This window comes from Streptomyces sp. NPDC015345 (assembly GCF_043078805.1).
Classification (GTDB): Bacteria; Actinomycetota; Actinomycetes; order Streptomycetales; family Streptomycetaceae; genus Streptomyces.
Genome location: NZ_JBIBTX010000003.1, coordinates 442,831 through 463,378, shown reverse-complemented (window position 1 = coordinate 463,378; position 20,548 = coordinate 442,831). Strand labels below are relative to the sequence as shown.

The 20,548-nt window shown below is 72.3% G+C and carries 20 protein-coding genes; 16 read left to right on the top strand and 4 right to left on the bottom strand.

Annotated features, from left to right (window positions below):
- The first annotated feature begins 10 nt into the window (after positions 1–10).
- The 5 genes from ACF062_RS14390 to ACF062_RS14370 all read left to right on the top strand — a co-directional run bounded on the left by ACF062_RS14390 (position 11) and on the right by ACF062_RS14370 (position 6,060).
- Positions 11–1,489: an MFS transporter gene (locus ACF062_RS14390; RefSeq protein ID WP_392138101.1), complete on the top strand. Its 1,479-nt coding sequence runs from the start codon at positions 11–13 to the stop codon at positions 1,487–1,489.
- A gap of 199 nt (positions 1,490–1,688) precedes the next feature.
- Positions 1,689–2,900: a cytochrome P450 gene (locus tag ACF062_RS14385; protein ID WP_392138100.1), complete on the top strand. Its 1,212-nt coding sequence runs from the start codon at positions 1,689–1,691 to the stop codon at positions 2,898–2,900.
- A 109-nt stretch (positions 2,901–3,009) separates the two neighbouring features.
- On the top strand, positions 3,010–3,966 hold the full coding sequence (locus ACF062_RS14380; RefSeq protein ID WP_392138098.1) for a diacylglycerol/lipid kinase family protein: 957 nt from the start codon (positions 3,010–3,012) through the stop codon (positions 3,964–3,966).
- 70 nt (positions 3,967–4,036) lie between these two features.
- Positions 4,037–4,405, top strand: coding sequence for a nuclear transport factor 2 family protein (locus ACF062_RS14375; RefSeq protein ID WP_392138096.1), 369 nt, complete (start codon positions 4,037–4,039; stop codon positions 4,403–4,405).
- Positions 4,406–4,506: 101 nt separating this feature from the next.
- Positions 4,507–6,060: an MmgE/PrpD family protein gene (locus tag ACF062_RS14370; protein ID WP_392138094.1), complete on the top strand. Its 1,554-nt coding sequence runs from the start codon at positions 4,507–4,509 to the stop codon at positions 6,058–6,060.
- A gap of 18 nt (positions 6,061–6,078) precedes the next feature.
- On the opposite strand, the gene ACF062_RS14365 is transcribed toward ACF062_RS14370, so the two are convergent.
- Positions 6,079–6,741, bottom strand: coding sequence for a ScbR family autoregulator-binding transcription factor (locus ACF062_RS14365; RefSeq protein ID WP_392138092.1), 663 nt, complete (start codon positions 6,739–6,741; stop codon positions 6,079–6,081).
- A gap of 229 nt (positions 6,742–6,970) precedes the next feature.
- Here ACF062_RS14365 and ACF062_RS14360 point away from each other — a divergent pair, with 229 nt between their 5' ends.
- Positions 6,971–7,999, top strand: a complete 1,029-nt coding sequence (locus ACF062_RS14360) for a ScbA/BarX family gamma-butyrolactone biosynthesis protein (RefSeq protein WP_392138091.1) — start codon at positions 6,971–6,973, stop codon at positions 7,997–7,999.
- On the opposite strand, the gene ACF062_RS14355 is transcribed toward ACF062_RS14360, so the two are convergent.
- Complete coding sequence (locus ACF062_RS14355; RefSeq protein ID WP_392138089.1) at positions 7,976–8,578, bottom strand: TetR family transcriptional regulator; 603 nt, start codon at positions 8,576–8,578, stop codon at positions 7,976–7,978. The genes ACF062_RS14360 and ACF062_RS14355 overlap by 24 nt on opposite strands.
- 93 nt (positions 8,579–8,671) lie before the next feature.
- On the opposite strand from ACF062_RS14355, the gene ACF062_RS14350 reads away from it, so the two are divergent.
- A complete protein-coding gene (locus ACF062_RS14350; protein ID WP_392138087.1) occupies positions 8,672–9,898 on the top strand; it encodes an oxidoreductase in 1,227 nt (408 codons plus the stop codon).
- Complete coding sequence (locus ACF062_RS14345) at positions 9,885–10,532, top strand: HAD family hydrolase (protein WP_392138085.1); 648 nt, start codon at positions 9,885–9,887, stop codon at positions 10,530–10,532. The genes ACF062_RS14350 and ACF062_RS14345 overlap by 14 nt, the downstream gene beginning before the upstream one ends.
- A 171-nt stretch (positions 10,533–10,703) precedes the next feature.
- Here the strand turns inward: ACF062_RS14345 and ACF062_RS14340 are convergent, their stop codons facing one another.
- On the bottom strand, positions 10,704–11,795 hold the full coding sequence (locus ACF062_RS14340; protein ID WP_392138861.1) for a pyridoxal-phosphate dependent enzyme: 1,092 nt from the start codon (positions 11,793–11,795) through the stop codon (positions 10,704–10,706).
- Positions 11,796–12,100: 305 nt separating this feature from the next.
- Between ACF062_RS14340 and cpt the strand changes: the two genes are divergently transcribed.
- From cpt to ACF062_RS14300, 8 genes are all read left to right on the top strand, one after another.
- Positions 12,101–12,640: a chloramphenicol phosphotransferase CPT gene (cpt, locus tag ACF062_RS14335; RefSeq protein WP_392138083.1), complete on the top strand. Its 540-nt coding sequence runs from the start codon at positions 12,101–12,103 to the stop codon at positions 12,638–12,640.
- A gap of 301 nt (positions 12,641–12,941) precedes the next feature.
- The gene (locus ACF062_RS14330; protein ID WP_392138082.1) at positions 12,942–14,516 is read left to right on the top strand and encodes a S8 family serine peptidase; all 1,575 of its coding nucleotides are present in this window, start codon (positions 12,942–12,944) and stop codon (positions 14,514–14,516) included.
- A gap of 12 nt (positions 14,517–14,528) precedes the next feature.
- Positions 14,529–14,669: a hypothetical protein gene (locus ACF062_RS14325; protein ID WP_392138080.1), complete on the top strand. Its 141-nt coding sequence runs from the start codon at positions 14,529–14,531 to the stop codon at positions 14,667–14,669.
- Positions 14,670–14,746: 77 nt separating this feature from the next.
- Positions 14,747–15,502 (top strand): GntR family transcriptional regulator, encoded by a 756-nt coding sequence (locus tag ACF062_RS14320; RefSeq protein WP_392138078.1) that lies wholly within the window; start codon positions 14,747–14,749, stop codon positions 15,500–15,502.
- 241 nt (positions 15,503–15,743) lie between these two features.
- On the top strand, positions 15,744–15,929 hold the full coding sequence (locus tag ACF062_RS14315; RefSeq protein ID WP_392138076.1) for an SPOR domain-containing protein: 186 nt from the start codon (positions 15,744–15,746) through the stop codon (positions 15,927–15,929).
- Between the two features lie 16 nt (positions 15,930–15,945).
- On the top strand, positions 15,946–16,344 hold the full coding sequence (locus ACF062_RS14310) for a (deoxy)nucleoside triphosphate pyrophosphohydrolase (protein WP_392138075.1): 399 nt from the start codon (positions 15,946–15,948) through the stop codon (positions 16,342–16,344).
- A 116-nt stretch (positions 16,345–16,460) separates the two neighbouring features.
- Positions 16,461–16,877 (top strand): ATP-binding protein, encoded by a 417-nt coding sequence (locus ACF062_RS14305; RefSeq protein WP_223776562.1) that lies wholly within the window; start codon positions 16,461–16,463, stop codon positions 16,875–16,877.
- Between the two features lie 173 nt (positions 16,878–17,050).
- The gene (locus tag ACF062_RS14300; RefSeq protein ID WP_392138072.1) at positions 17,051–19,723 is read left to right on the top strand and encodes a SpoIIE family protein phosphatase; all 2,673 of its coding nucleotides are present in this window, start codon (positions 17,051–17,053) and stop codon (positions 19,721–19,723) included.
- Positions 19,724–19,771: 48 nt separating this feature from the next.
- On the opposite strand, the gene ACF062_RS14295 is transcribed toward ACF062_RS14300, so the two are convergent.
- Positions 19,772–20,485: a PspA/IM30 family protein gene (locus ACF062_RS14295; protein WP_392138071.1), complete on the bottom strand. Its 714-nt coding sequence runs from the start codon at positions 20,483–20,485 to the stop codon at positions 19,772–19,774.
- Positions 20,486–20,548: the final 63 nt, after the last annotated feature.

Below are 20,548 nucleotides of genomic sequence, written 5' to 3'. Positions count from 1 at the left end.
AAGGTCGGTCATGACCACCGAAGCGGAAATCAAGGGCGCGCAAGCACCACCGCTCGCGCCGACGGCCGCGCCGCCGGACGAGGCCACGGCGGCCAGGCCCTCCTACGGGGCGCTCCTGGTCGTCCTGGCCGGTCTCTTCATCACCAATCTCGACTTCTTCATCGTCAACGTGGCGATCCCCTCGCTCCAGAAGAACATGCACGCCACGGCGGCGGACATCCAGCTCATCGCCGTCACGTTCACCATCGGCCTGTCCGCGCTGCTGATCACCGGCGGCCGGCTCGGGGACATCTACGGGCGGCGCCGGGTCTACTCGATCGGCGTGGCGGTCTTCACGCTCGCCTCGCTCGCCTGCGGCATCGCGCAGAACATGAGCGAGCTGATCATCGCCCGCGGCATCCAGGGCGCGGCCGCCGCCCTGGTCATCCCGCAGGTGCTCGGCATCCTGACCACCACGTACTCGGGCAAGCACCGGGCCGTCGCGTTCAACGCGTACGGCGTGGCGCTCGGCGCGGCGGCGGTCTTCGGGCAGCTGATCGGCGGCCTGCTGATCAAGGCCGACGTGTTCGGCTGGGACTGGCGGACCATCTTCCTGATCAACGTGCCGATCGGCGTGCTCGTCCTCGTGCTGACCCCGAAGCTGGTGCCGGAGTCGAGGTCCGAGGGCCGCACCGGGCTCGACCTGACCGGAGTCCTGCTGGTCACCGCGGGCCTCACCGCCGTCGTGCTGCCGCTGGTCATCGGCCGCGAGGAGGGCTGGCCCACCTGGACGTGGCTGTGCATGGCGGCCGCGGTGCCGCTGCTCGCCGCCTTCTGGGCCACTCAGCGGCGGCTCGCGGCGCGCGACAAGTCGCCGCTGGTGAGCCCGTCCCTCTTCCGTGACCGCGCGTTCGGCGTCGGGTCCGTCACGATCCTCGTCTACTTCTCGGTGATGGCCTCCTTCTTCCTGGTCCTCGCGCTCTACCTCCAGCAGGGGCACGGCGTCTCCGCCCTGAAGTCGGGGCTGCTCTTCGTGCCGCTGGGGCTCGGGTTCTTCGTGGCCTCGGCGATGGCGCCCAAGTTCGCCGCGCGGCTGGGACGCCAGGCGCTGGCGCTCGGCGCCCTGGTGGTGGCCGCGGGCGACATCGCCTTCGCGCAGACCGCGGCGCAACTCGGCACCACCGGCTCGGTCGGCTGGTGCGTCCCCGCGATGGTGGTCTGCGGCTTCGGCATGGGCATGGTGGTCGCCCCGCTCACCTCCCTCGTCCTGGAGGGCGTGGCGCCCGGTCACGCCGCGGCGGCCTCCGGGGTCTTCTCCACCGGCCAGGAGATGGGCAACGCCCTGGGCATCGCGGTCATCGGCGTCGTCTTCTTCGACCGGGTCGGGGAGCATCCGTCCGCACAGGGCTACACCGACGGGTTCGGATTCAGCCTGTACGTCCAGGCCGGCATCTGCGTACTGGTGGCGGTGCTGGTGCAGTTCCTGCCGCGCAAGGCCGAGAAGGCCTGAACAAGGGCCCGGACACGGGCGGCCGACAACGGCGGGTGCCCCGGAGCTTTTCGCTCCGGGGCACCCGCCTTTCGCAGGTCAGAAGCGGTATGGAGGGCTCCGTGAGGGTCAGTCGGGCGTCAGGGGAGCATCAGAGGTTTCGGCCAGCATGACGGAAAGGAATCAGCCAGAACTCAGCCAGAAATCAGGGGGGAATGTCATGACGGTAACTCCTGTCATGCCGGTCACCGAGGAGCGTCTCGCCGCCTGGCCCATGCCGCGGACCTGCCCGTACGCGCCACCGGACGCCTACGCCGAGCTCCGCAAGGGCGCACCGGTGAAGGTAAGGATCCGGACAGGCGAGGCGTGGCTTGTCACCCGCTATGCGGATGTGCGCGCGATCCTCACCGATCCGCGCTTCAGCTCGGACGACACGCTGCCGGGCTTCCCGGTGCGGATACAACTGCCGCCCACGCCGCGGGTGATGTCCTTCACGCGCATGGACGGACCCGAGCACGGGCGGCTGCGCCGCATGGCGATGACCGAGTTCACCGCACGCCGCACCCGCGCGCTGCGGCCCTCCGTGGAGCTTCTGGTGGAGCGCCTCGCCGACGAGCTGGAGCGGGGGCCACGCCCGGCCGACCTGGTGGCGCGCTTCACCGTCCGGCTGCCGTCCCTGGTGATCGCCCGCATGCTGGGCGTACCGCAGGAGGACGAGTGCGACTTCACCGAGCTGAGCCAGGCCGTCCTCTCGCAGGACGCGACGCCCGCGGAGATCTACGGCTCCTTCGTCGAGATGACGGCGTACCTGGACGGGCTGATCAGGCGCAAGGCCGAGGACCCGCGGGACGACCTGCTCAGCCGCCTGGCCACGCGGTACCTGACCACGGGCGAGCTGGCCCACGACGACCTCGTGGCGATGGCCCGGCTCTTCCTCGTGGCCGGCCACGAGACCACCGCCCACCAGCTCAGCCTCAGCGTGCTCAGCCTGCTGCGCGAACCGGGGCTGTGGGACCGGCTGCGCCGCGACCCCGGCCTGTTCGCCCCGGCCGTCGAGGAGCTGCTGCGCTACTGGTCCATCACCCAGGACAACCAGGTCCGGGTCGCAGTAGAGGACGCGGAGATCGGCGGCGCCCGCATCGCGAGCGGCGACGGCGTGATCCTCGCCTACCCCAGCGCCAACCACGACGAGAGCGTCTTCCCCGGGGGCGACCGCATCGACCTGGAGCGGGACGCGAGCCGGCACATCGCCTTCGGCTACGGCCCGCATCTGTGCCCGGGTGCCTCGCTGGCCCGCATGGAGCTGGAGGTCGCCCTGCGGGCCCTGGTGGGGCGCTTCCCCGGACTGCGCGTGGCCGACGTGCCCGGGGCGGTCTCGTTCCGCGAGAACACCATCAACTACGGCCTGAACTCCCTGACCGTGACCTGGTAGCAGCCGCGTCCCGCCGCCCGGCCCGCCCGTCAGCTGCGCGTCAGATCCGCGTCAGCACCCGGTGGAAGAGTCGTTCGCAGGTGCTTCCAGATCAAGGAGTATGCCCGACATGGCCGACAGCAGCGACGCCGCGGGCCCCACCAGGGCCCTGGTCATAGCCAATCCCGCATCCGGCAGCCACAGCCCCGAACTGGTGCGTGAGGTCCAGGAGTTGTGCTCCGCCCACCTGCGCCACAGCGAACTCCACCTCACCACGGCACAAGGGGACGCGACCGGCTTCGTGCGCCGCGCCCTGGAGCGGTCCGAGGGGGCGCCGGACCTCGTCGTGGCCATCGGCGGCGACGGCACCGTGCGCGAGGTGGTGCAGGGCCTCGTCGGCGCCACTGGACGGGCCGCGCTCATGGTGGTCCCCGGCGGCACCGGGAACTCCGGGTACAAGATGCTCTGGGGCGAGCGGCCCTGGACCGAGTCCCTGAAGGCGGTGCTCGCCGACTCCGGTGCGGGCGGCAGCGCCCGGCTGCGCCACCTGGACCTGGCGCGGCTCGCCGAGACCCGCAACTGCGTCTACCTCGGTGCGTGCAGCGGGGTGATCGCCGACGCGCTCATCACCGCGAAGGGCATCCCGCTCCGCGGCCGCGAGCGGTACGCCCGCGCGTTCACCGAGACCGCCGAGACCTATGTCCCGTACCCGGGCCGGGTCGTCGTCGACGGGCGGGTGGTGCACGAGGGCCCGACCGTCCTCGCCAACGTCGGGGGCGGCCGTCACCGGGGCGGCCGGTTCCTGGTGCTGCCCGACTCGCTGCTGGACGACGGGCTGCTCGACGTCTGTGTCATCGGTGACGGCATGGCCGCCGCCGAGGTGCCCGGACTGACCCTGGAAGCCGCGCACATGGCCCACCCGGCGACCGTGTACGCACGCGGCCGCACGATCACCGTCGAGCGCACCGACGGCGAGCGGCTGCCCCTGGAGCACGACGGCGAGTACCAGCACTCCATCGGCGCATCGGCCACCTTCGAGGTGCTCCCCGGAGCGCTCGCCGCCTGGGCCCCTGCGGACCTCACCTGACCGGGCCGCCCTCCCTCCCCCTTTCTTTTCCTTCCTTCCTTCCCACCCTCTTTTTTCGCAAGGAGACCTCATGAGCGACCTCACCAACACCGTCACCCGCTACCTCGCCATCTGGAACGAGGCGGACGCCGACAAGCGTGCCGCGGCCATCGCCGAGCTGTTCACCGCCGACGCCCCCTACATCGACCCGCTCGCCGCGGTCGAGGGCCACGAGGGTGTCGCCGCGGTCATCGCGGGCGCCCGCGACCAGTTCAAGGGCCTCAGCTTCGAGCTGATCGGCATGGTGGACACCCACCACAACCTCGCCCGCTTCCAGTGGGGCCTGGTGACCGAGCCCGGCGCCGAGCCGATCGCCATCGGCTTCGACGTCGCGGTCACCGCCGAGGACGGCCGCATCAAGGGCGTCTACGGCTTCCTCGACAAGGTCCCCGCGGCCTGATCGCCCCGGGGCGGCCGTGCGCCACCGGCGTGCCGCCGCCCCGGACCACACCGCCCGGCAGCGCGCCGCCGGGCCCGCACAGGAAAGGCAGGGTGCGTCACATGTCGGGTGTTCTCGCCGAGCGGGTGGCCCGAACGCTGTGCGAGCAGTGGGAGCCGCCGCGGGCCACGTCGCCCCGCGCCTCCACGGACACCCCGCTGCGCGAACTGTCCCGGTGGGCGGCCCGGCTGCGCCCCCAGGACGTCCCCTGCCGGGTGCTGAAGCTCGCCGCCAGCCAGGTGCTCTCGCAGATCGCCTCCATCAGGGCGGGCCTCGCCCACCCGCTGGGCCGCAAGCTCGTCGCCGCCTTCGGCCACCCCATGCAGCGCGACCCGCGGGCCGCCGCCGGTGTCTTCGCCGCCCTCGGCTCCTGGCTCAACCTCGACGACACCGCGTACGCCGGTCATCTCTCGAACTCCACCGTCGCGGTGCCCCTCGCCTTCGCCTACGCCCGCAAACTCGACGGGCTCTCGCTGCTGACCGCCGTGGTCGCCGCCAACGAGTGCGCGGCCCGCATCACCGCCTCCGCGACGCTCGGCCCGCTGCGCGGCCAGAGCGCCGTGCACACCCATCTCGCGGGCGCGGTGGCCGGCCGGCTGCACTGCGACCGGGCCCCGGCCTCCCAGTGGGAGAACTCCTTCGGCCTGGCCTTCGCCATGCCCAACTGGCCGCTGATGCGCGCCTTCCTGGCCAGCGACGCCCGGCTGTTCAACACCTTCACGCCCGTACGCACGGCCATGGACGCCTGTGACGCGGCGGCCGCCGGGCTGCGCGGCGCCCCCGACATCATCGAGCACCAGGACGGCTTCCTGGCCCGCTTCGCGACCGTCCCGCTCCCGCAGGCGGTGGCCAAGGGCCTCGGCAGCCGCTGGCACACCGACACCCTCTCCTTCAAGATGCACCCGGGCGGCCCCGGCATCGACGCCGCGGTGGACTGCGCCGCCGAGATCCACCGGGAGCTCGGCCCGGTCAGCCCGCGAGACGTGTCGGAGATCGTCGTCGAGGCGTCCCTCTACACGCTCTTCGCGGGGGAGCGCGCCGCCCAGTACGTCAACGGCCCCGGCTCGCCGCTCGGCGCCCTCGTCCTCGACGTGCCCTACCCGGTCGCCACCACGCTGCTGACCGGGGAGTTCTCGGTGGACGACTTCTCCTCGCCGCGCCTGGACGACCCGGACCGCTGGGAGCTGGCCGACCGGGTGCGCCTGGAGCACGACACGGGCATGACCCGCGAACTCTTCCTGTCGGACGCGCCGTTCGGCGAGGCGGTGCGCGAGGCGGGCCCGCTGGCCGCGCCCTGGCTGCGCGGCTTCGGCGGCGACGAACTGGTCGACCTCATCGGCGATCTCGGCACGGCGGGCCAGGACTTCTCCCGCTCGACGAAGGCGACCGGCGCCCGGGTCACCGTACGGCTGAAGGACGGTCGTACGCTCACCCGCGGCCGTCTCATCCCGGTGGGCGCCGCAGGTCCCGACACGCGCTCGCGGCACTCGGAGATGGTCCGCGAGAAGTTCCTCGCGGTCGGCGGATCGCACCAGGTGGCCGACACCGTGGGCGCCCTGCACCGCATGCGGCCGGGCGGGGTGCGCCGCTGGATCGAGGCGGCCTTCCTCGACTGAGCGGGCCGGGCCCGACCGTCAGTACACCGTCTCGTGCGTCGCCAGGAAGACGTCGACGATCTCCTGTACGCGCTCGACGACGTCCTGGCGGTCGGCCTGCACCCAGGAGATGTGCTGCGCGCCGAAGAGCGCGGCCCGCAGCACACGCGCCAGCGCGGCCGGGTCGGCGGTCCGCAGTGTCCCCGCCTTGTGGCAGTTCTCCAGGAGTTCGGTGAGCAGGTCGGTGAAGCCGACGTAGGGGATCGGCATGTCGCCCTTGATGTAGGGGCGTTCGATCTGGAGCCGGGAGCCCGCCTTGATGTAGTCGTCGTCGCGGAAGCCGCAGGCCACCGCCGTCAGGACGTCGACCACCGTCTGCGGTGAGGCCGGGTCGCCGTCCTCCAGGACGGGGGCGATGATCTCGTTCAGCCGCCGGTAGAACTCGTCCGCCACAGCGACCGCGATCGCCTCCTTGTTGGCGAAGTGGAAGTACACGGCCCCCTTGGTCAGCTCCGCCTTGTCGGCCACGTCCTTGATCGTGACGGCGGGGAAGCCGGTGTCGGCGAAGACCGAGGCCGCCGCGTTGAGGATCGTCCTGCGGGTGTGGATGGCCCGCTCCTGCTTGAGGTGCGACGTGTCGTCGGACGAGGCGGCCGTCGGGAGAGGTGGCAGGGGCAGCGGTGCCTTGCGTTCGTTGCTCATGGCTTCCATATCGTGCTCTACGCCAACTCGTGGCTGGGCAGGGCGAGTTGGTGGCAATGGAACGTGGTTTCGACCCTTGAAATATACCTTCTCGCAGGTATATTAATTCCCGCGCAACAAGGCTTCACACGTCTGTTCTCTGGCAAGAGTTCGTCCTGATTTGGGGGAAGCGTTGTCTCAGAAGTCGGTCGTGCTCATCGATGATCCCAGAAACCCGGATGCCGCATCAATGGCTCCCGCGGTACCCGTCCTCACCTTCCTCAGACCCGTCCCGCGCGAGCTGGTGCACCGCAGCTCGATCGCGGAGGTCTTCGTCACGGACGGCTGTCGCACAAGCGACAGCCGTTTCTCGGTAGCGGCCCAGTGGCCGCGCGATCACGCGCTCTACCACCCCGACGAGCAGGGTCTGAGTGACCCGATGCTCTTCGCCGAGACCCTCCGCCAGGCCCTGCTCTACGTGGCCCACGAGTACTGCGAGGTGCCGCTCGGCCACCGGTTCGTCGGGCGTGACCTGTCCTTCGACATCACCGACCCGGCCGCGCTGCGGATCGTCGGCGTCCCCGTCCCGGTGCTCCTCGAGGCCGAGTGGACCTGGGAGGACGGCCGGCCGAGGGGGGCCCGGCTCGACGTACGGCTGCTGGTGGGCGGCAAGTCCTGCGGCACCGGCACCATCCGGGTCTTCGTGATGGACGACCGGCGGTACGGCCTGCTGCGCCGGATGGCGTGGGGCGGCGACGCCCCGCCGGTCCCGGTCCCGGCCGCGGGCGAGGACTCCGCCGCGCCGCTCGTGCCGCCGCGCCGGGTCGGCCGGCTGCGCTGGAAGGACTGCGTCCTTGAGCGCTGCTGGCCGGACGGCGACTGGCAGTTGCGGCTCGACCGCGACCACGCGGTGCTCTTCGACCATCCCACCGACCATGTGCCGCTGATGGTCCTGATGGAGGGCTTCCGGCAGCTCGGTCACCTCTGTGTGCACGAACGGGTCGAGGAACCGCTCGGCGACCGGGCGTACGCGCTCGTCGGCGCCCAGGTCGAGTGCGCGGCCTTCGCCGAACTGGACGCGCCGATCCGGCTGCTGGTCGAGCAGAGCGTGCCGGGTGCCACCGCGACGGACGCCTTCCGGCTGCGCGTCGCGGCCCTCCAGGGCGACACCCTGCTGGCAAGGACCGACATGGAGTGGGCGGGCGTGGGCCCGCGCGACCCCAGGGAGGCGGCGGGCCGGTGGCCCGAGCCGGCCTCACTGACCGGCCTTGCCCCGTAGGGCGTGGGCCAGGACGTTCCACATCGCGGCCACCCGGCCGCCCGACTCCGTCCGCTCGGCGGCGGAACCCATCCAGAACACACCGAAGAACGCGGCCACGAGCAGGTCGGCCACGGCCTTGGCGGACGCCGAGGCCTCCCAGCGCCCCTCCTGCTGCACCTCGCCCACCAACCGCAGCACCACCGCGTGGGTCTCCTCCAGCAAAGCCGCCGTGACCCCTGACGCCTGAGCGGTCTCCAGCGTCAGTCTGAGCGCGGCGCGCGCACGCACATCGCCCTGGAAGAGCTCCCCGAGGGTGAGCATGAGGGTCCGCAGCCGGTCGAACGCCGGATCGGTGGAGGCCTTCGCCTCGCCCAAGGGGAGTTCGACCGCGGCTGCCAGGTGGGTGGACAGTACGGCCGCCAGCTCCTCCTTGTTGGAGAAGTGGCCGTAGAGGGCGCCCTTCGTCAGGCCGATCTGGTCGGCGATCTTCTGCAAGTTGGTGTTCGCGTACCCGTATCGCGCGAACTCGTAGGCGGCGGCGTCCAGGACGGCGTCGTATGTGCGCAAGGCCCGTGCTTGCTTCGGCAAGGTGCACACCTCCTTCACTGGGAATCGAGCGGCGAGGGATTGACGGCGCTAAAGATACGTTCGAGAACGAATTCTAATCGGCCCTAGGGGTGTATGCCACAGATGATTCAGTCACAGAGTTCACCAGCGGGACACCGACGCGTCAGTGGAGTTGCGCTCCTGCCGCCCGCCGCGGTCGCGAGCGCCGCCCGCTCGGCGGCCGTGCACGCCGACGCCGCCGAGCGCGAACGCCGCCTGAACGACGAGACCGTGCGGCTGCTGACCCGCGCGGGCTTCACCCGCCACTTCGTGCCCCGCGCCTGGGGAGGCACCGAAGGCACCTTCGGCGCCCTGCTCGACGCGGCCTCCGCGGTCGGCGCGGCCTGCGCGTCGGCCGCGTGGTGCGGCGCCCTGTGGGCCGCGCACGGCAGATTCGCCGCCTATCTGCCCCCCGACGGACAACGCGACCTCTGGGCGGCCTCGCCCGACACTCGCATCACCGCCGTGATGGGCCCCTCGGGCGAGGCCACGCCCACCCCGGACGGCTGGCTGCTGAGCGGCTCCTGGGCGTACGCGAGCGGGGTGGCCTTCGCGGACTGGCTGCTGCTGACCTCCAAGGAACCCGCCGAACAGGGCAGTGGCTGCCGGGTGTTCGCGCTGCCGCGCGGGCAGGTGGAGGTCCTCGACACCTGGGGCGCCGACGGGATGTGCGGCACCGGCAGCCACACCGTCGTCGTCGACTCCGTCGCCGTGCCCCGGCACCGCTCCTTCCTCTTGGCCGACCTGACCGCCGGCACCCCTGGCCCCGGGCGGGCCAGGTGCCACACCGTCCCCGCCCAGCTGGGCGGCGGCCTCCTCTTCTGCGCCCCCGCCCTCGGCGCCGCGCGCCACGCGCTGGAGGCGTGGTCACGGTGGGCGGCACGGCACGCGCGCGACCTCCCCGAGGCCGCCGCGCTGCGGCTGCACCGGGTCCTCGCCCTCTCCGCGGACGAGATCGAGGCCGCCCAGCTCCTGCTGCGGGACGCCGCGCAGCGCGCCGACGCCGAGTCCTGGACCGAGCGGGACGTGGCGCGCAACCGGCGCATCGCGGCCTCGGTCGTCGGGCTGCTCGCCCGGGCGGTCGAGCGGCTCCACCGCACCGGCGTCCGCTCCAAGGACGCCGGCCCGGACGTCGTCGAACGGTGCCGCCGCGACGTACGCACCGTGGCGGGCCACCGCATGCTGCGCCGGGAGCAGGCGGCGGTGGACTACGCGCGCAGCGTCTTCTCCGAAGTGTCGGCGGAACTGTCCGGCGCGGAAGTGTCCGGCGCGGACCTGGCCGGGATCGAGGTGCCCCATGCCGAGGTCTGACGCCGCCCGCCGTCCGCGCCTGGTCTTCACCGACGTCGACGAGACGCTGATCACCTGCAAGAGCCTCTTCGACTTCCTCGACTACTACGCGGCCGGCCGGTACGGCGCCGAGGGAGCGCGCCGCGCGGCCCGGGTCCGCGAGGACCTGCGCGCGAAGACGACGGCCGGCCTGCCGAGGGAGGAGGCCAACCGCGCGTACTACCGGGCCTGGCGGGGCGAGCCGGTGGCGGCGGTAGAGGAGTGGGCCCGCCGCTGGTTCACCGAACGCAGTGCCGCCGAGGGCTTCTACGTACGCCGTGTCGCCGAGGAACTGCGCGCCCACCGGGCCGACGGCGCGCGCATCGCCCTGGTCTCCGGCTCGTTCCGCCCGCTCCTGGCACCCCTCGCCGAGGCGGTGGGCGCCGAACACGTGCTGTGCGCGCGCCCGGAGCGGTGCGGCCGGGTCTACACCGGGGCACTCCTCGGCGCCCCGGTCATCGGCGCCGAGAAGCGGCGCCTGGTGAGGGAGTTGCTCGCCCGGTACGCCGACATCGACCCGGCGGACTGCTACGGCTACGGGGACGACCCCTCCGACCTGCCGATGCTGGACGAGGTGGGCCACGCCGTCCGGGTGGGGGCGCTCGCCCGCGGTTAGGGCCTGTCTGGCAATTCGCGTCGTCGCCCGGAGGGCGGCCTCGCGGCGTCAGGTGCGTGCTCTCGGCGTGCCGGGCGTAGGGCCTCGTACTGGATGTACTTGGCTCTGCGCCCGGTGCGGCGAGAGTGCGTGCATGGCGTCGCGAGGCAGGCGGGAATTGTCAGACAGGCCCTAGGCCTTCGCCCCCGCCCCGCACAGCGGCACCACCGCCGTCCGGCCGTCGAGCGCTCCGTCCCGCACGGCCGCCCAGCAGGCCACCCCGGTGGGCTCCACGTACAGCCCACGCGCCGCCAGGTCCCGTCGGGCCGCCGCGATCTGCTCGTCCGACACGGTGAGGAAGGAGCCCCTGAACTCCCGTACCGCTGCCAGGATCTGCCGCGCGCGCGGCGGACGCGGGATCGCGATACCCTCCGCCGAGGTGGCCGCCGCCGGGGTCTCGCCGACCAGGTCCGCGGCGCCCGCCCGCCATGCCTCGGCGAGCGGGGCCACCGCCGCGGCCTGCACCGCGTACAGCGCCGGCGCCTTCGCGATGAGCCCGGCCGCGTGCAGCTCACGCACGGCGAGGGCGGCGCCGAGCAGCAGCGTTCCGTTGCCCACGGGGACCACCAGCGCGTCGGGCAGCCGGCCGCCCAGGTCCTCCCAGAGCTCGTGTACGTACGTCTTGGTGCCCTGGAGGAAGTAGGGGTTGTGGACGTGCGAGGCGTAGAACGTGCCGGGAGTGCCGGCGGCGGCACGGGCCGCGCGGGCGGTCGACTCCCGGCCGCCGTCGACGACTTCGAGCCGCGCCCCGTGCGCCCCGATCTGCGCCAGCTTCCTCGGCGGTGTCCCGGCGGGGACGTACACGGTGCAGGGGAGCCCGGCCCGCGCGCAGTACGCGGCGACCGCCGTGCCCGCGTTGCCGCTGCTGTCGGCGATGACGCGGTCCGGGCCGAGATGCCCCGCGAGGGCGGCGAGCACGACCGCGCCCCGGTCCTTGAAGGAGAGCGTCGGCATCAGGAAGTCCAGCTTGGCCGAGACCTCCGGGGTCAGCTCCACGAGGGGCGTGCGGCCCTCGCCGAGCGAGATCGCGGGGGCGGGCAGCGGAAGGGCCTCCGCGTACCGCCACAGGGAGTTGACGCGCCCGGACAGTGCGGTGAGGGGCGCCGGGGTGGGAGAGAAGTCCAGGTCGAGCGGGCCCCGGCAGACAGGACAGGCCCACTCCAGCGACCCCCCGGGCACGCGGGCCCCGTCGGCGGGACAGAAGCGGTCCGGCAGCGCGGTCATGGCGGTCACGCGGGTCACGGCGGTCATGCGCGCAGGCTAGGGCCTGTCTGACAATTCGCGTCGTCGCCCGGAGGGCGGCCTCGCGGCGTCAGGTGCGTGCTCTCGGCGTGCCGGGCGTAGGGCCTCGTACTGGATGTACTTGGCTCTGCGCCCGGTGCGGCGAGAGTGCGTGCATGGCGTCGCGAGGCAGGCGGGAATTGTCAGACAGGCCCTAGTGCCGGGTCTCGAGCGGTTCGCCGCGCGGCAGGGGCAGGCGCGGCGGAAAACCGCTTCGAGCCCTGGTCTCCAGCGCCTACCGTGACCCCGTGACGACTCAGGTGATCGTGTTGAACGGCGGCTCCAGCTCGGGCAAGTCAGGCATCCTGCGGTGTCTCCAGGCGGTGCTGCGCGAGCCGTGGCTGGCCGCGGCGGTCGACTCCTTGGTGGACGCGATGCCGCTCGCCCTGCGCACGGGCACGGCGGAGGGGGGGATCGAGTTCGCCGCGGACGGTGGTGTCAGCGTCGGCGAGGACTTCCGGCGGCTGGAGGCGGCGTGGATGGAGGGCGTCGCCGCGATGGTCCGCGCGGGTGCCCGGGTCATCGTCGACGACGTGTTCCTCGGCGGGCCCGAGTCCCAGGCGCGCTGGCGCGAGGCCCTGGCCGGGCTCGACGTGCTGTGGGTCGGCGTCAGGTGTGAGAGCGAGGTCGCCGCGGGCCGCGAGACGGCCCGCGGGGACCGGCCGACGGGCATGGCCGCGGCGCAGGCGGAGTCGGTCCACCGGGGTGTGGTCTACGACCTGGAGGTGGACACCACGCACACCGAATCCCTGGCCTGCGCCCGCCTCATCGCCGCCCACGTCGAGTGACCGGGAGGCCGATGGACGAGGGGGCGGCCGGAGGCAGAGCCTGACGGGGCGTCATGCGAGCCGTGGGGCTGTTGAGTTCCGTGCGGCGAACGGCGCCCGCGGCGGTCACGTTCCGTCCGGTCCTGGCCCTTGTGGGATTCCTATGGATCCGCCAATCTTTCGTCCCGACGGAGGCGGATCCCGCACGGTCGGGCGGCGTGTCGTATTGACATGCCCCTGTCGAGCGGGCGCCTCCGCGTGTGTGGGCACCACAGGCACCAATCCCCCACCAGCGCACCACCTATTGAGGAGGACCCCTCAGATGGCAGTGATGCGTCATAACCGCCGAAGACTGGCCGGGATCAGCGCGACAGCGGTCGCGGCCCTCGCCCTCGGCGTCGTCTCCGCCCTCCCGGCCACCGCCGACGCGCGGCAGGCGGACGGCAGGATCGAGAACGCCGGCGCCCCCGGCACGATCAAGAACAGCTACATCGTGAGCCTCGACAAGGACGGCCCGAAGGCCCGCTCCGCCGAGGGCAAGGCCCTCGCGAAGGAGTACGGCGCGAAGATCGAGCGGACCTACGACAAGGCCCTCAACGGCTACGCGGTCGAGCTCACCGAGGCCGAGGCGAAGAAGTTCGCGGCCGACCCGGCCGTCGACGCGGTCGTCCAGAACCGGACGTTCACTGCCTCCGCGACCCAGGCGAACCCGCCTTCCTGGGGCCTGGACCGCATCGACCAGAAGACTCTGCCGCTGGACCAGAAGTACACGTATCCGGACTCCGCGGGCGAGGGCGTCACCGCGTACGTCATCGACACCGGCGTCCGCATCAGCCACAGCGACTTCGGCGGCCGGGCCTCCTACGGCTATGACGCCATCGACAACGACAACACCGCGCAGGACGGCCACGGCCACGGCACCCACGTCGCGGGCACGGTCGCCGGGACCCTGCACGGCGTCGCCAAGAAGGCCAAGATCGTCGGCGTCCGCGTCCTGAACAACCAGGGCTCGGGCACCACCGCCCAGGTCGTCGCGGGCATCGACTGGGTGACGAAGAACGCCGTCAAGCCCGCCGTCGCCAACATGTCGCTCGGCGGCGGCGCCGACAGCGCGCTCGACACGGCCGTACGCAACTCCATCGCCTCCGGCATCACGTACGCCGTCGCGGCGGGCAACGAGTCGACCGACGCGTCGACGAAGTCGCCCGCGCGCGTGGCGGAGGCCATCACCGTCGGCGCCACGACCAGCACCGACGCCCGGGCCAGCTACTCCAACTACGGCAGCATCCTGGACATCTTCGCGCCGGGCTCCTCGATCACCTCGTCGTGGAACTCCAGCGACTCGGCGACCAACACCATCTCCGGTACGTCGATGGCGTCCCCGCACGTCGCCGGCGCCGCCGCCATCTACGTGGGCCAGAACCCGTCGGCGACCCCGGCACAGGTCTCCTCGGCCCTCGTCAGCGCCTCCTCCACCGGCGTCGTCACCAGCCCCGGCACCGGCTCGCCCAACCGCCTCCTGAACGTGACGGGCGGCACCACGAACCCGCCGGGCAAGAAGTTCACCAACGACACGGACTACGCGATCCAGGACAACGCCACGGCCGAGTCCCCGGTGACCGTGACCGAGGTCGCGGGCAACGCGCCCGCCGCCCTGAGCGTGCCGGTGACCATCCAGCACACCTACATCGGCGACCTCCAGGTCCAGCTGATCGCTCCGGACGGCACCGCCTATACCCTCAAGGGCTACGGCACCGGCGGCAGCGCGGACAACATCAACACCACGTACACCGTGAACGCCTCCTCGGAGACGGCCAACGGCACGTGGAAGCTGCGGGTCAGCGACAACGCGGCCCAGGACACCGGGAAGATCGACTCCTGGAGCCTGCAGTTCTGAGGCTCTGAGTGCGTGAACCTCGCCCTCGCGGTGCGGATCGGGGTCGGTGACCCGGTCGGCCGCGAGGGCGAGTGCCTGTACGACGAGGTGCTTGTATCCGGAGAACGGCCCCGCGGGAAGACCCGGCAGGGCAGAAATCATCACTTCGAGTGATTCCTTGGCCTTGGGTTGCAGGCAACAACCCACGGTTGCCAGGCTGTAGCTGTCTGTCAACCTGATGGGAGTGGCCAGTGACTTTCGGTGAGCAGCCGGCGTATCTGCGCGTCGCGGGCGATCTGCGCAAGAAGATCGTCGACGGTTCGCTGCCGCCGCACACCCGGCTCCCCTCGCAGGCCAGGATCCGCGAGGAGTACGGGGTCTCGGACACCGTCGCCCTGGAGGCGCGCAAGGTCCTGATGGCCGAGGGCCTGGTCGAGGGCCGCTCCGGTTCCGGCACGTACGTGCGCGCGCGCCCCGTCCCCCGAAGGATCGCCCGCACCGGCTACCGCGCGGTGAACGGCGGCTCGACCCCCTTCCGCCAGGAGCAGGCGGCCGAGGGCGCGCGCGGCACCTGGGAGTCGCGCAGCGAGCAGGTCGAGGCGGGTGCCGCGATCGCCGAGCGGCTCGCCATCCGCCAGGGCGACCGCGTGATGTGCACCAAGTACGTCTTCCGGGACGCGGGGGAGGCCATGATGCTCTCCACCTCCTGGGAGCCCCTCGCCGTCACGGGCCGCACCCCCGTGATGCTCCCCGAGGAAGGCCCCCTCGGCGGCTGCGGAGTCGTGGAGCGCATGGCGGCCATCGACGTGGTCGTGGACAACGTCGCGGAGGAGGTGGGCGCCCGGCCCGGCCTCGCGGAGGAGCTGACGGCGCTCGGCGGCGTCCCCGGCCACGTGGTCCTCGTCGTCCAGCGCACGTACTACGCCTCGGGCCGCCCGGTGGAGACGGCCGACGTCGTCGTCCCCGCCGACCGCTACCGCGTCGCCTACCACCTGCCCGTGAAGTGACTTCGGAGCAGTCCGTGGAGTGATGGAGTGACCCGCCGGGGGCGCGTCGCGTGCGTGCGCCCCCCACCTGCTCCGCACAAGTGGCCGATTGCCTATGCCTGGCACTCCGTGCCGCGTATCTCTTTGTGCAAACGCGTATCCGCACAGTAAAGGTCGGGCGTAGGCTCGGGCATATGCGTATTGCGGTTTCCTTAGTGATCGAGGCGTGGCGCGCGCCGGGGGCGGCGAGCGGAGGGGCGCGATGAGCGACGGGACGGTCACGCTGCCCTGGCTCGTCATCAGGCAGGACGACAACGGCAACCGCTACCGCGTCGGCAGGTTCGCCACGAAGGCCGAGGCCCAGAAGATCGCGGACAGCCTCGACGACCGCGGTCACCAGCAGCTGTACTGGATCGAGAAGCTGAATCAGAACGGCGGCGGGCGCTGACCGTAGGCTCCGGCGCATGAACGAACGCATCGTGGTGGGCGCCGCCCTGTACGACGACGGACGCCTGCTCGCCGCACGGCGCAGTGCGCCCCCCGAACTCGCGGGCGGCTGGGAGCTGCCCGGCGGCAAGGTCGAGCCCGGTGAGCGCTGTGAGGACGCGCTGGTGCGCGAGCTCCGCGAGGAACTGGGCGTCGAGGCGGAAGTGGTGGAGCGCGTGCCCGGACAGTGGCCGCTCGCCAAGGGGTACGTCCTGCGGGTCTGGACGGCCCGGCTCCTCTCGGGCGTCGCCGAGCCCCTCCAGGACCATGACGAGCTGCGCTGGCTCGCCCCTGACCAGGTGTGGTCGGTGGACTGGCTGACGGCGGATGTGCCTGCTGTGACGGCGGCGCTCGCCGTGGCACGCGCCACGCACTGATCTCTTCTACGCCGTTCGTGCCACAGTGCGCCCCATTACGCGGTAAAGCCGCCGGGGTATCGGGTATGTGGGCATTAACCACCCGAAACCGGACAGGTTCCGCTTCTGGTCTGGAAGTGATCGGCGTGATCGACATCGAAGGCGACTGCGCCGAGTGGGACTTCCCCGCGGACCCCGGCGCCGTCCGCACCGCTCGCCATGTCGTCCGCGAGCAGCTCGGCGACTGGGGTCTCGCGTCCCTCGGTGACATCACCGCGTTGCTCGTGAGCGAGCTGGTCACCAACTCCCTGCGGCACGCCTCCGGGCCCATCGGCGTACGCCTCGTACGCCCCGCCGACCCGCTCGGCACCCTCCTCGTGGAGGTGTCCGACCCCCTGCCCGATCCGCCCCTGGCGCGCGCCGCCGCACCCGACGACGAGAGCGGACGCGGCCTCCAGCTCGTGGCCCGCTCCTCGCGGCGCTGGGGCACACGGCAGGGCAGGACGGGCAGGACGGGGAAGACGGTGTGGTTCGAGCTGGCGCTGCCGGGTTAGAAGACTTGCAGTGTGCGAAGGGCGTCGGGCACAAGTGCGGCACGGGCCAAAAAGCGTCGAGTCCGTGCTGTGATCGTGAACGCCGTGTGGCGCTGCACCGTAGTGCTGGATACTGCGGTCAGCCGTACGCGGTGACCGGTGCCGGACGCGGTGAGCTGGAGGGGACGGTTCGCGTGAGCGAGATACCAGCGAAGGCGACGGAGCCGCATGGGCCGTCGGGCGACGCGCAGACCGAGCGGCCGTCGGGCGATCCGGCGGCCGGCGGACCGGCCGCCGACGTGCCGGGCGAGGCCCCCGGCGACGTGCCGGCCGACGAGACGTGGCACAGCAGCCCGCCCGGTTCGATCTACGACTACATCAAGGTCGCCTCGTTCTCGATCGGCCCCGACGGCCTCGTCGACCAGTGGAGCGCGCGTGCCGAGCGGCTCTTCGGTGTGCCCGCGCGCGACGCCGTCGGCAAGGACCCCATCGAGGCCTTCGTCCCCGCCGAGCTGCGCGCCGGCGGCCACCGCAAGATGGCGGAGATCCTCGACGGACGGGAGTGGACGGGCGTCGTCCCCTTCCGCGTGCCCGGCGAGGACGGCGCCGGAGAATCCGGTCTGGAGGGCGTCGCCGAGGTCTACGTCATGCCGACCCGCACCGAGGACGGTGAGCGGGCCGCGGTCTGCATCGTCGTCGACGTCCGCGCGCTCCGGCAGATCGAGACGGACCTTGCCGCCTCGCAGGCCATTTTCGGCCAATCTCCCTTCGGCTTCCTGCTCTTCGGCACGGACCTTCGGGTCCAGCGTGCCAACCGCCGCTTCGCCGCCGTCTTCGGCGGTGGCACCGAGGACCACCGCGGCCGCACCGTCCACGACTACCTGCCGCGCCACGAGGCCGACCGCATGGCGGCCGCACTGAAGCGGGTCCTGGAGACCGGCGACTCCGTCACGGACATGCAGATCGTCGGCCCCGCGCCCGGCAGCAGCGACCGCAGACACTGGTCGATCAACCTCTACCGCGTGCACAGCGGCTCCGGCCGCCCCATCGGGGTCGCGGGCCTCGGCACCGACGTCACCCGGCGGCACGCCGCCGCCCGCGAGGCCGCCCACGCCCGCCGCAACCTCGCCCTCCTCAACGAGGCGGGCGCCCGCATAGGGAACTCCCTCGACCTGGAGACGACCGCCAGGGAACTCCTCGACGTCGCCGTCCCCGGCTTCTGCGACCTCGCCTCCGTCGACCTGTACCAAGGCCTGCTCGCCGGTGACGAGACCCCGCCGGGCCTCGCCGACGGCAGCGCGGAACTGCGCCGCGTGGCCTTCGCGAGCGCCGTCGCCGATGCCCCGTTCCCGGAAGGGGGCGCGCCCGTCGACGTCGGCGCCGTGCACCGGTTCGCCTTCACCTCGCCCTGCGCCGACGCGCTGCGCGCGGCCCGGCCCCGGCTGACCACCGCGCGGGACGACGGTTCCGCGAGCCGTCTCACCGGCGGCCTCATCCAGTCGACGCTCGCCGTGCCGATGATCGCCCACGACACCGTGGTCGGCCTCGCCCAGTTCTCCCGTACGAAGGGCAGCGAACCCTTCGGCGAACGCGACCGCGCGCTCGCCGTCGAACTGGCCGCCCGCGCCGCCGTCTGCATCGACAACGCCCGCCTCTACCGCCGCGAACACGAACGCGCGCTGATCCTGCAACGCTCCCTGCTGCCGCCCGGCGACCCCGAGGCGTCCGGCCTGGACATCGCCTGCCGCTACCTGCCGGGCAACGCCGCCACGGAGGTGGGCGGCGACTGGTTCGACGTCATCGAGCTGCCGGGCCACCGCACCGCCCTGGTCGTCGGCGACGTCATGGGCCGCGGCCTGCGCGCCGCCGTCGCCATGGGGGAGCTGCGCACCGCCGTACGGACGCTGGCCCTGCTCGACCTGGAGCCCGCCGAGGTCCTCTCCGCCCTCGACGAGATCGCCCGCGGCCTCGGCAACCCCGCCGGGCCCCAGCAGAACACCCGCGCGGCCCGCAAGGCGGCGGACGCGGACCTCAGCGAGGTGTACCTCGCCACCTGCGTCTACGCGGTCTACGACGCCGTCACCCGCCGCTGCACCTTCGCCAACGCGGGACACCTGCCGCCCGCCCTGGTCGAGCCCGGGGACCCCGGGCAGGTCGCCCTCATGCTCGACGTCCCGCCGGGCCTGCCGCTCGGCGTCGGCGGCGAACCCTTCGAGGACGTGGAGGTCGAACTGCCCGAGGGCGCCCTCCTCGCGCTCTACACCGACGGCCTCGTCGAATCCCGCGACCACCCGCTGGACGAGGGGCTGAACGCGTTCGTACGCGCCCTCGGCGACGCCCCGCCGGCCCTGGAGGACGTCTGCGACCACGTCCTGAACTCCCTCGACACCCACCACGGCGAGGACGACATCGCCCTCCTGATGGCCCGCGTCCAAGGGCTGCCGGCCGAGCACGTCGGCGACTGGACGCTGCCACGCGACCCGAAGTCGGTGGGCCGCGCCCGTGAACTGGCCTGCGACCAGCTGCGGGCCTGGGACCTGGAACCGCTCTGCGACACGGCGGAACTGCTGGTCAGCGAACTCGTCACCAACGCCCTGCGGTACGGCGAGGGCGAGATCCGGCTGCGGCTCCTGCTTGACCGCACCCTGGTCTGCGAGGTCTGGGACGGCGGCTTCGTCCAGCCGCGCCGCCGCCGGGCACGCGACACCGACGAGGGCGGGCGCGGACTCCAGCTGGTCGGCCTGCTCAGCGCCGCGTGGGGCTCACGCAGGACCCCCCGGGGCAAGACGGTCTGGTTCGAACTCCCGCTGCCCGACGGGGAGACGGAGCCGATGGACGCGGCGGAGGCACTGCTCAGCCTGTTCTGACCGCTGCGGCTGTGCCGAGCCCGGCTGCTGTGCTGAGCCCCGCGGGATTCATGTGGCCGACTTGAGGGCGGCGAAGCGGGCATCGACCTCCGCCGCGTCGCCGAGGCCCTCCAGCTCCTCGAACTGCCCGTCGAGCGAGGACGCGGCGAGCTCTTGCCTGCCGAGCGCCCGCGCCTCCTCGCGCCGCACCTTCTCCTCGAAGCGGCTCAGCTCGCTGCTCGGGTCCAGGACGTCGATGGTCGCGGCGGCGTCCATCATCCGGTTCTGCGCCTGCGCGGTCTTGGCGCGCGCCACCAACTGGTCGCGGCGCGAGCGCAGATCGGCCAGTTTCGTCTTCATCCGGTCGAGCCCCGACCTGAGCCGGTCCACGATCTCGGTCTGCGAGGCGATGACCGGCTCCGCGGCCTGTGCCTCCTTCTCGCACTGGAGCTGACGCCCGAGGGCCACCTTGGCGAGCCGGTCGAACCGGTCCGCCTCGCCCGCGCTCCCGGCCGCCCGCAGCTCGTCCGCCTTCCGGCTCGCCGCGAGCGCCTTGCCGCCCCATTCGGCGGCCGCGTCCCGGTCCTCCCGGTGGTCCTGCTCCAGCATCCGCAGATTGCCGATGGTGGTCGCGACCGCCTCCTCGGCCTCCGCGATGTTGTTCGTGTAGTCGCGGATCAGCTGGTCGAGCATCTTCTGCGGATCCTCGGCCTGGTCGAGGAGCGCGTGGACGTTCGCCTTGGCGAGCTGGGTGACACGGCCGAGGATGGTCTGCTTCGTCATGGCCTGGTCCTCCTTGTCCGAGTATGAACCTGCTGGTGGTGAGGCCGACGGGGCTTTTCCGGA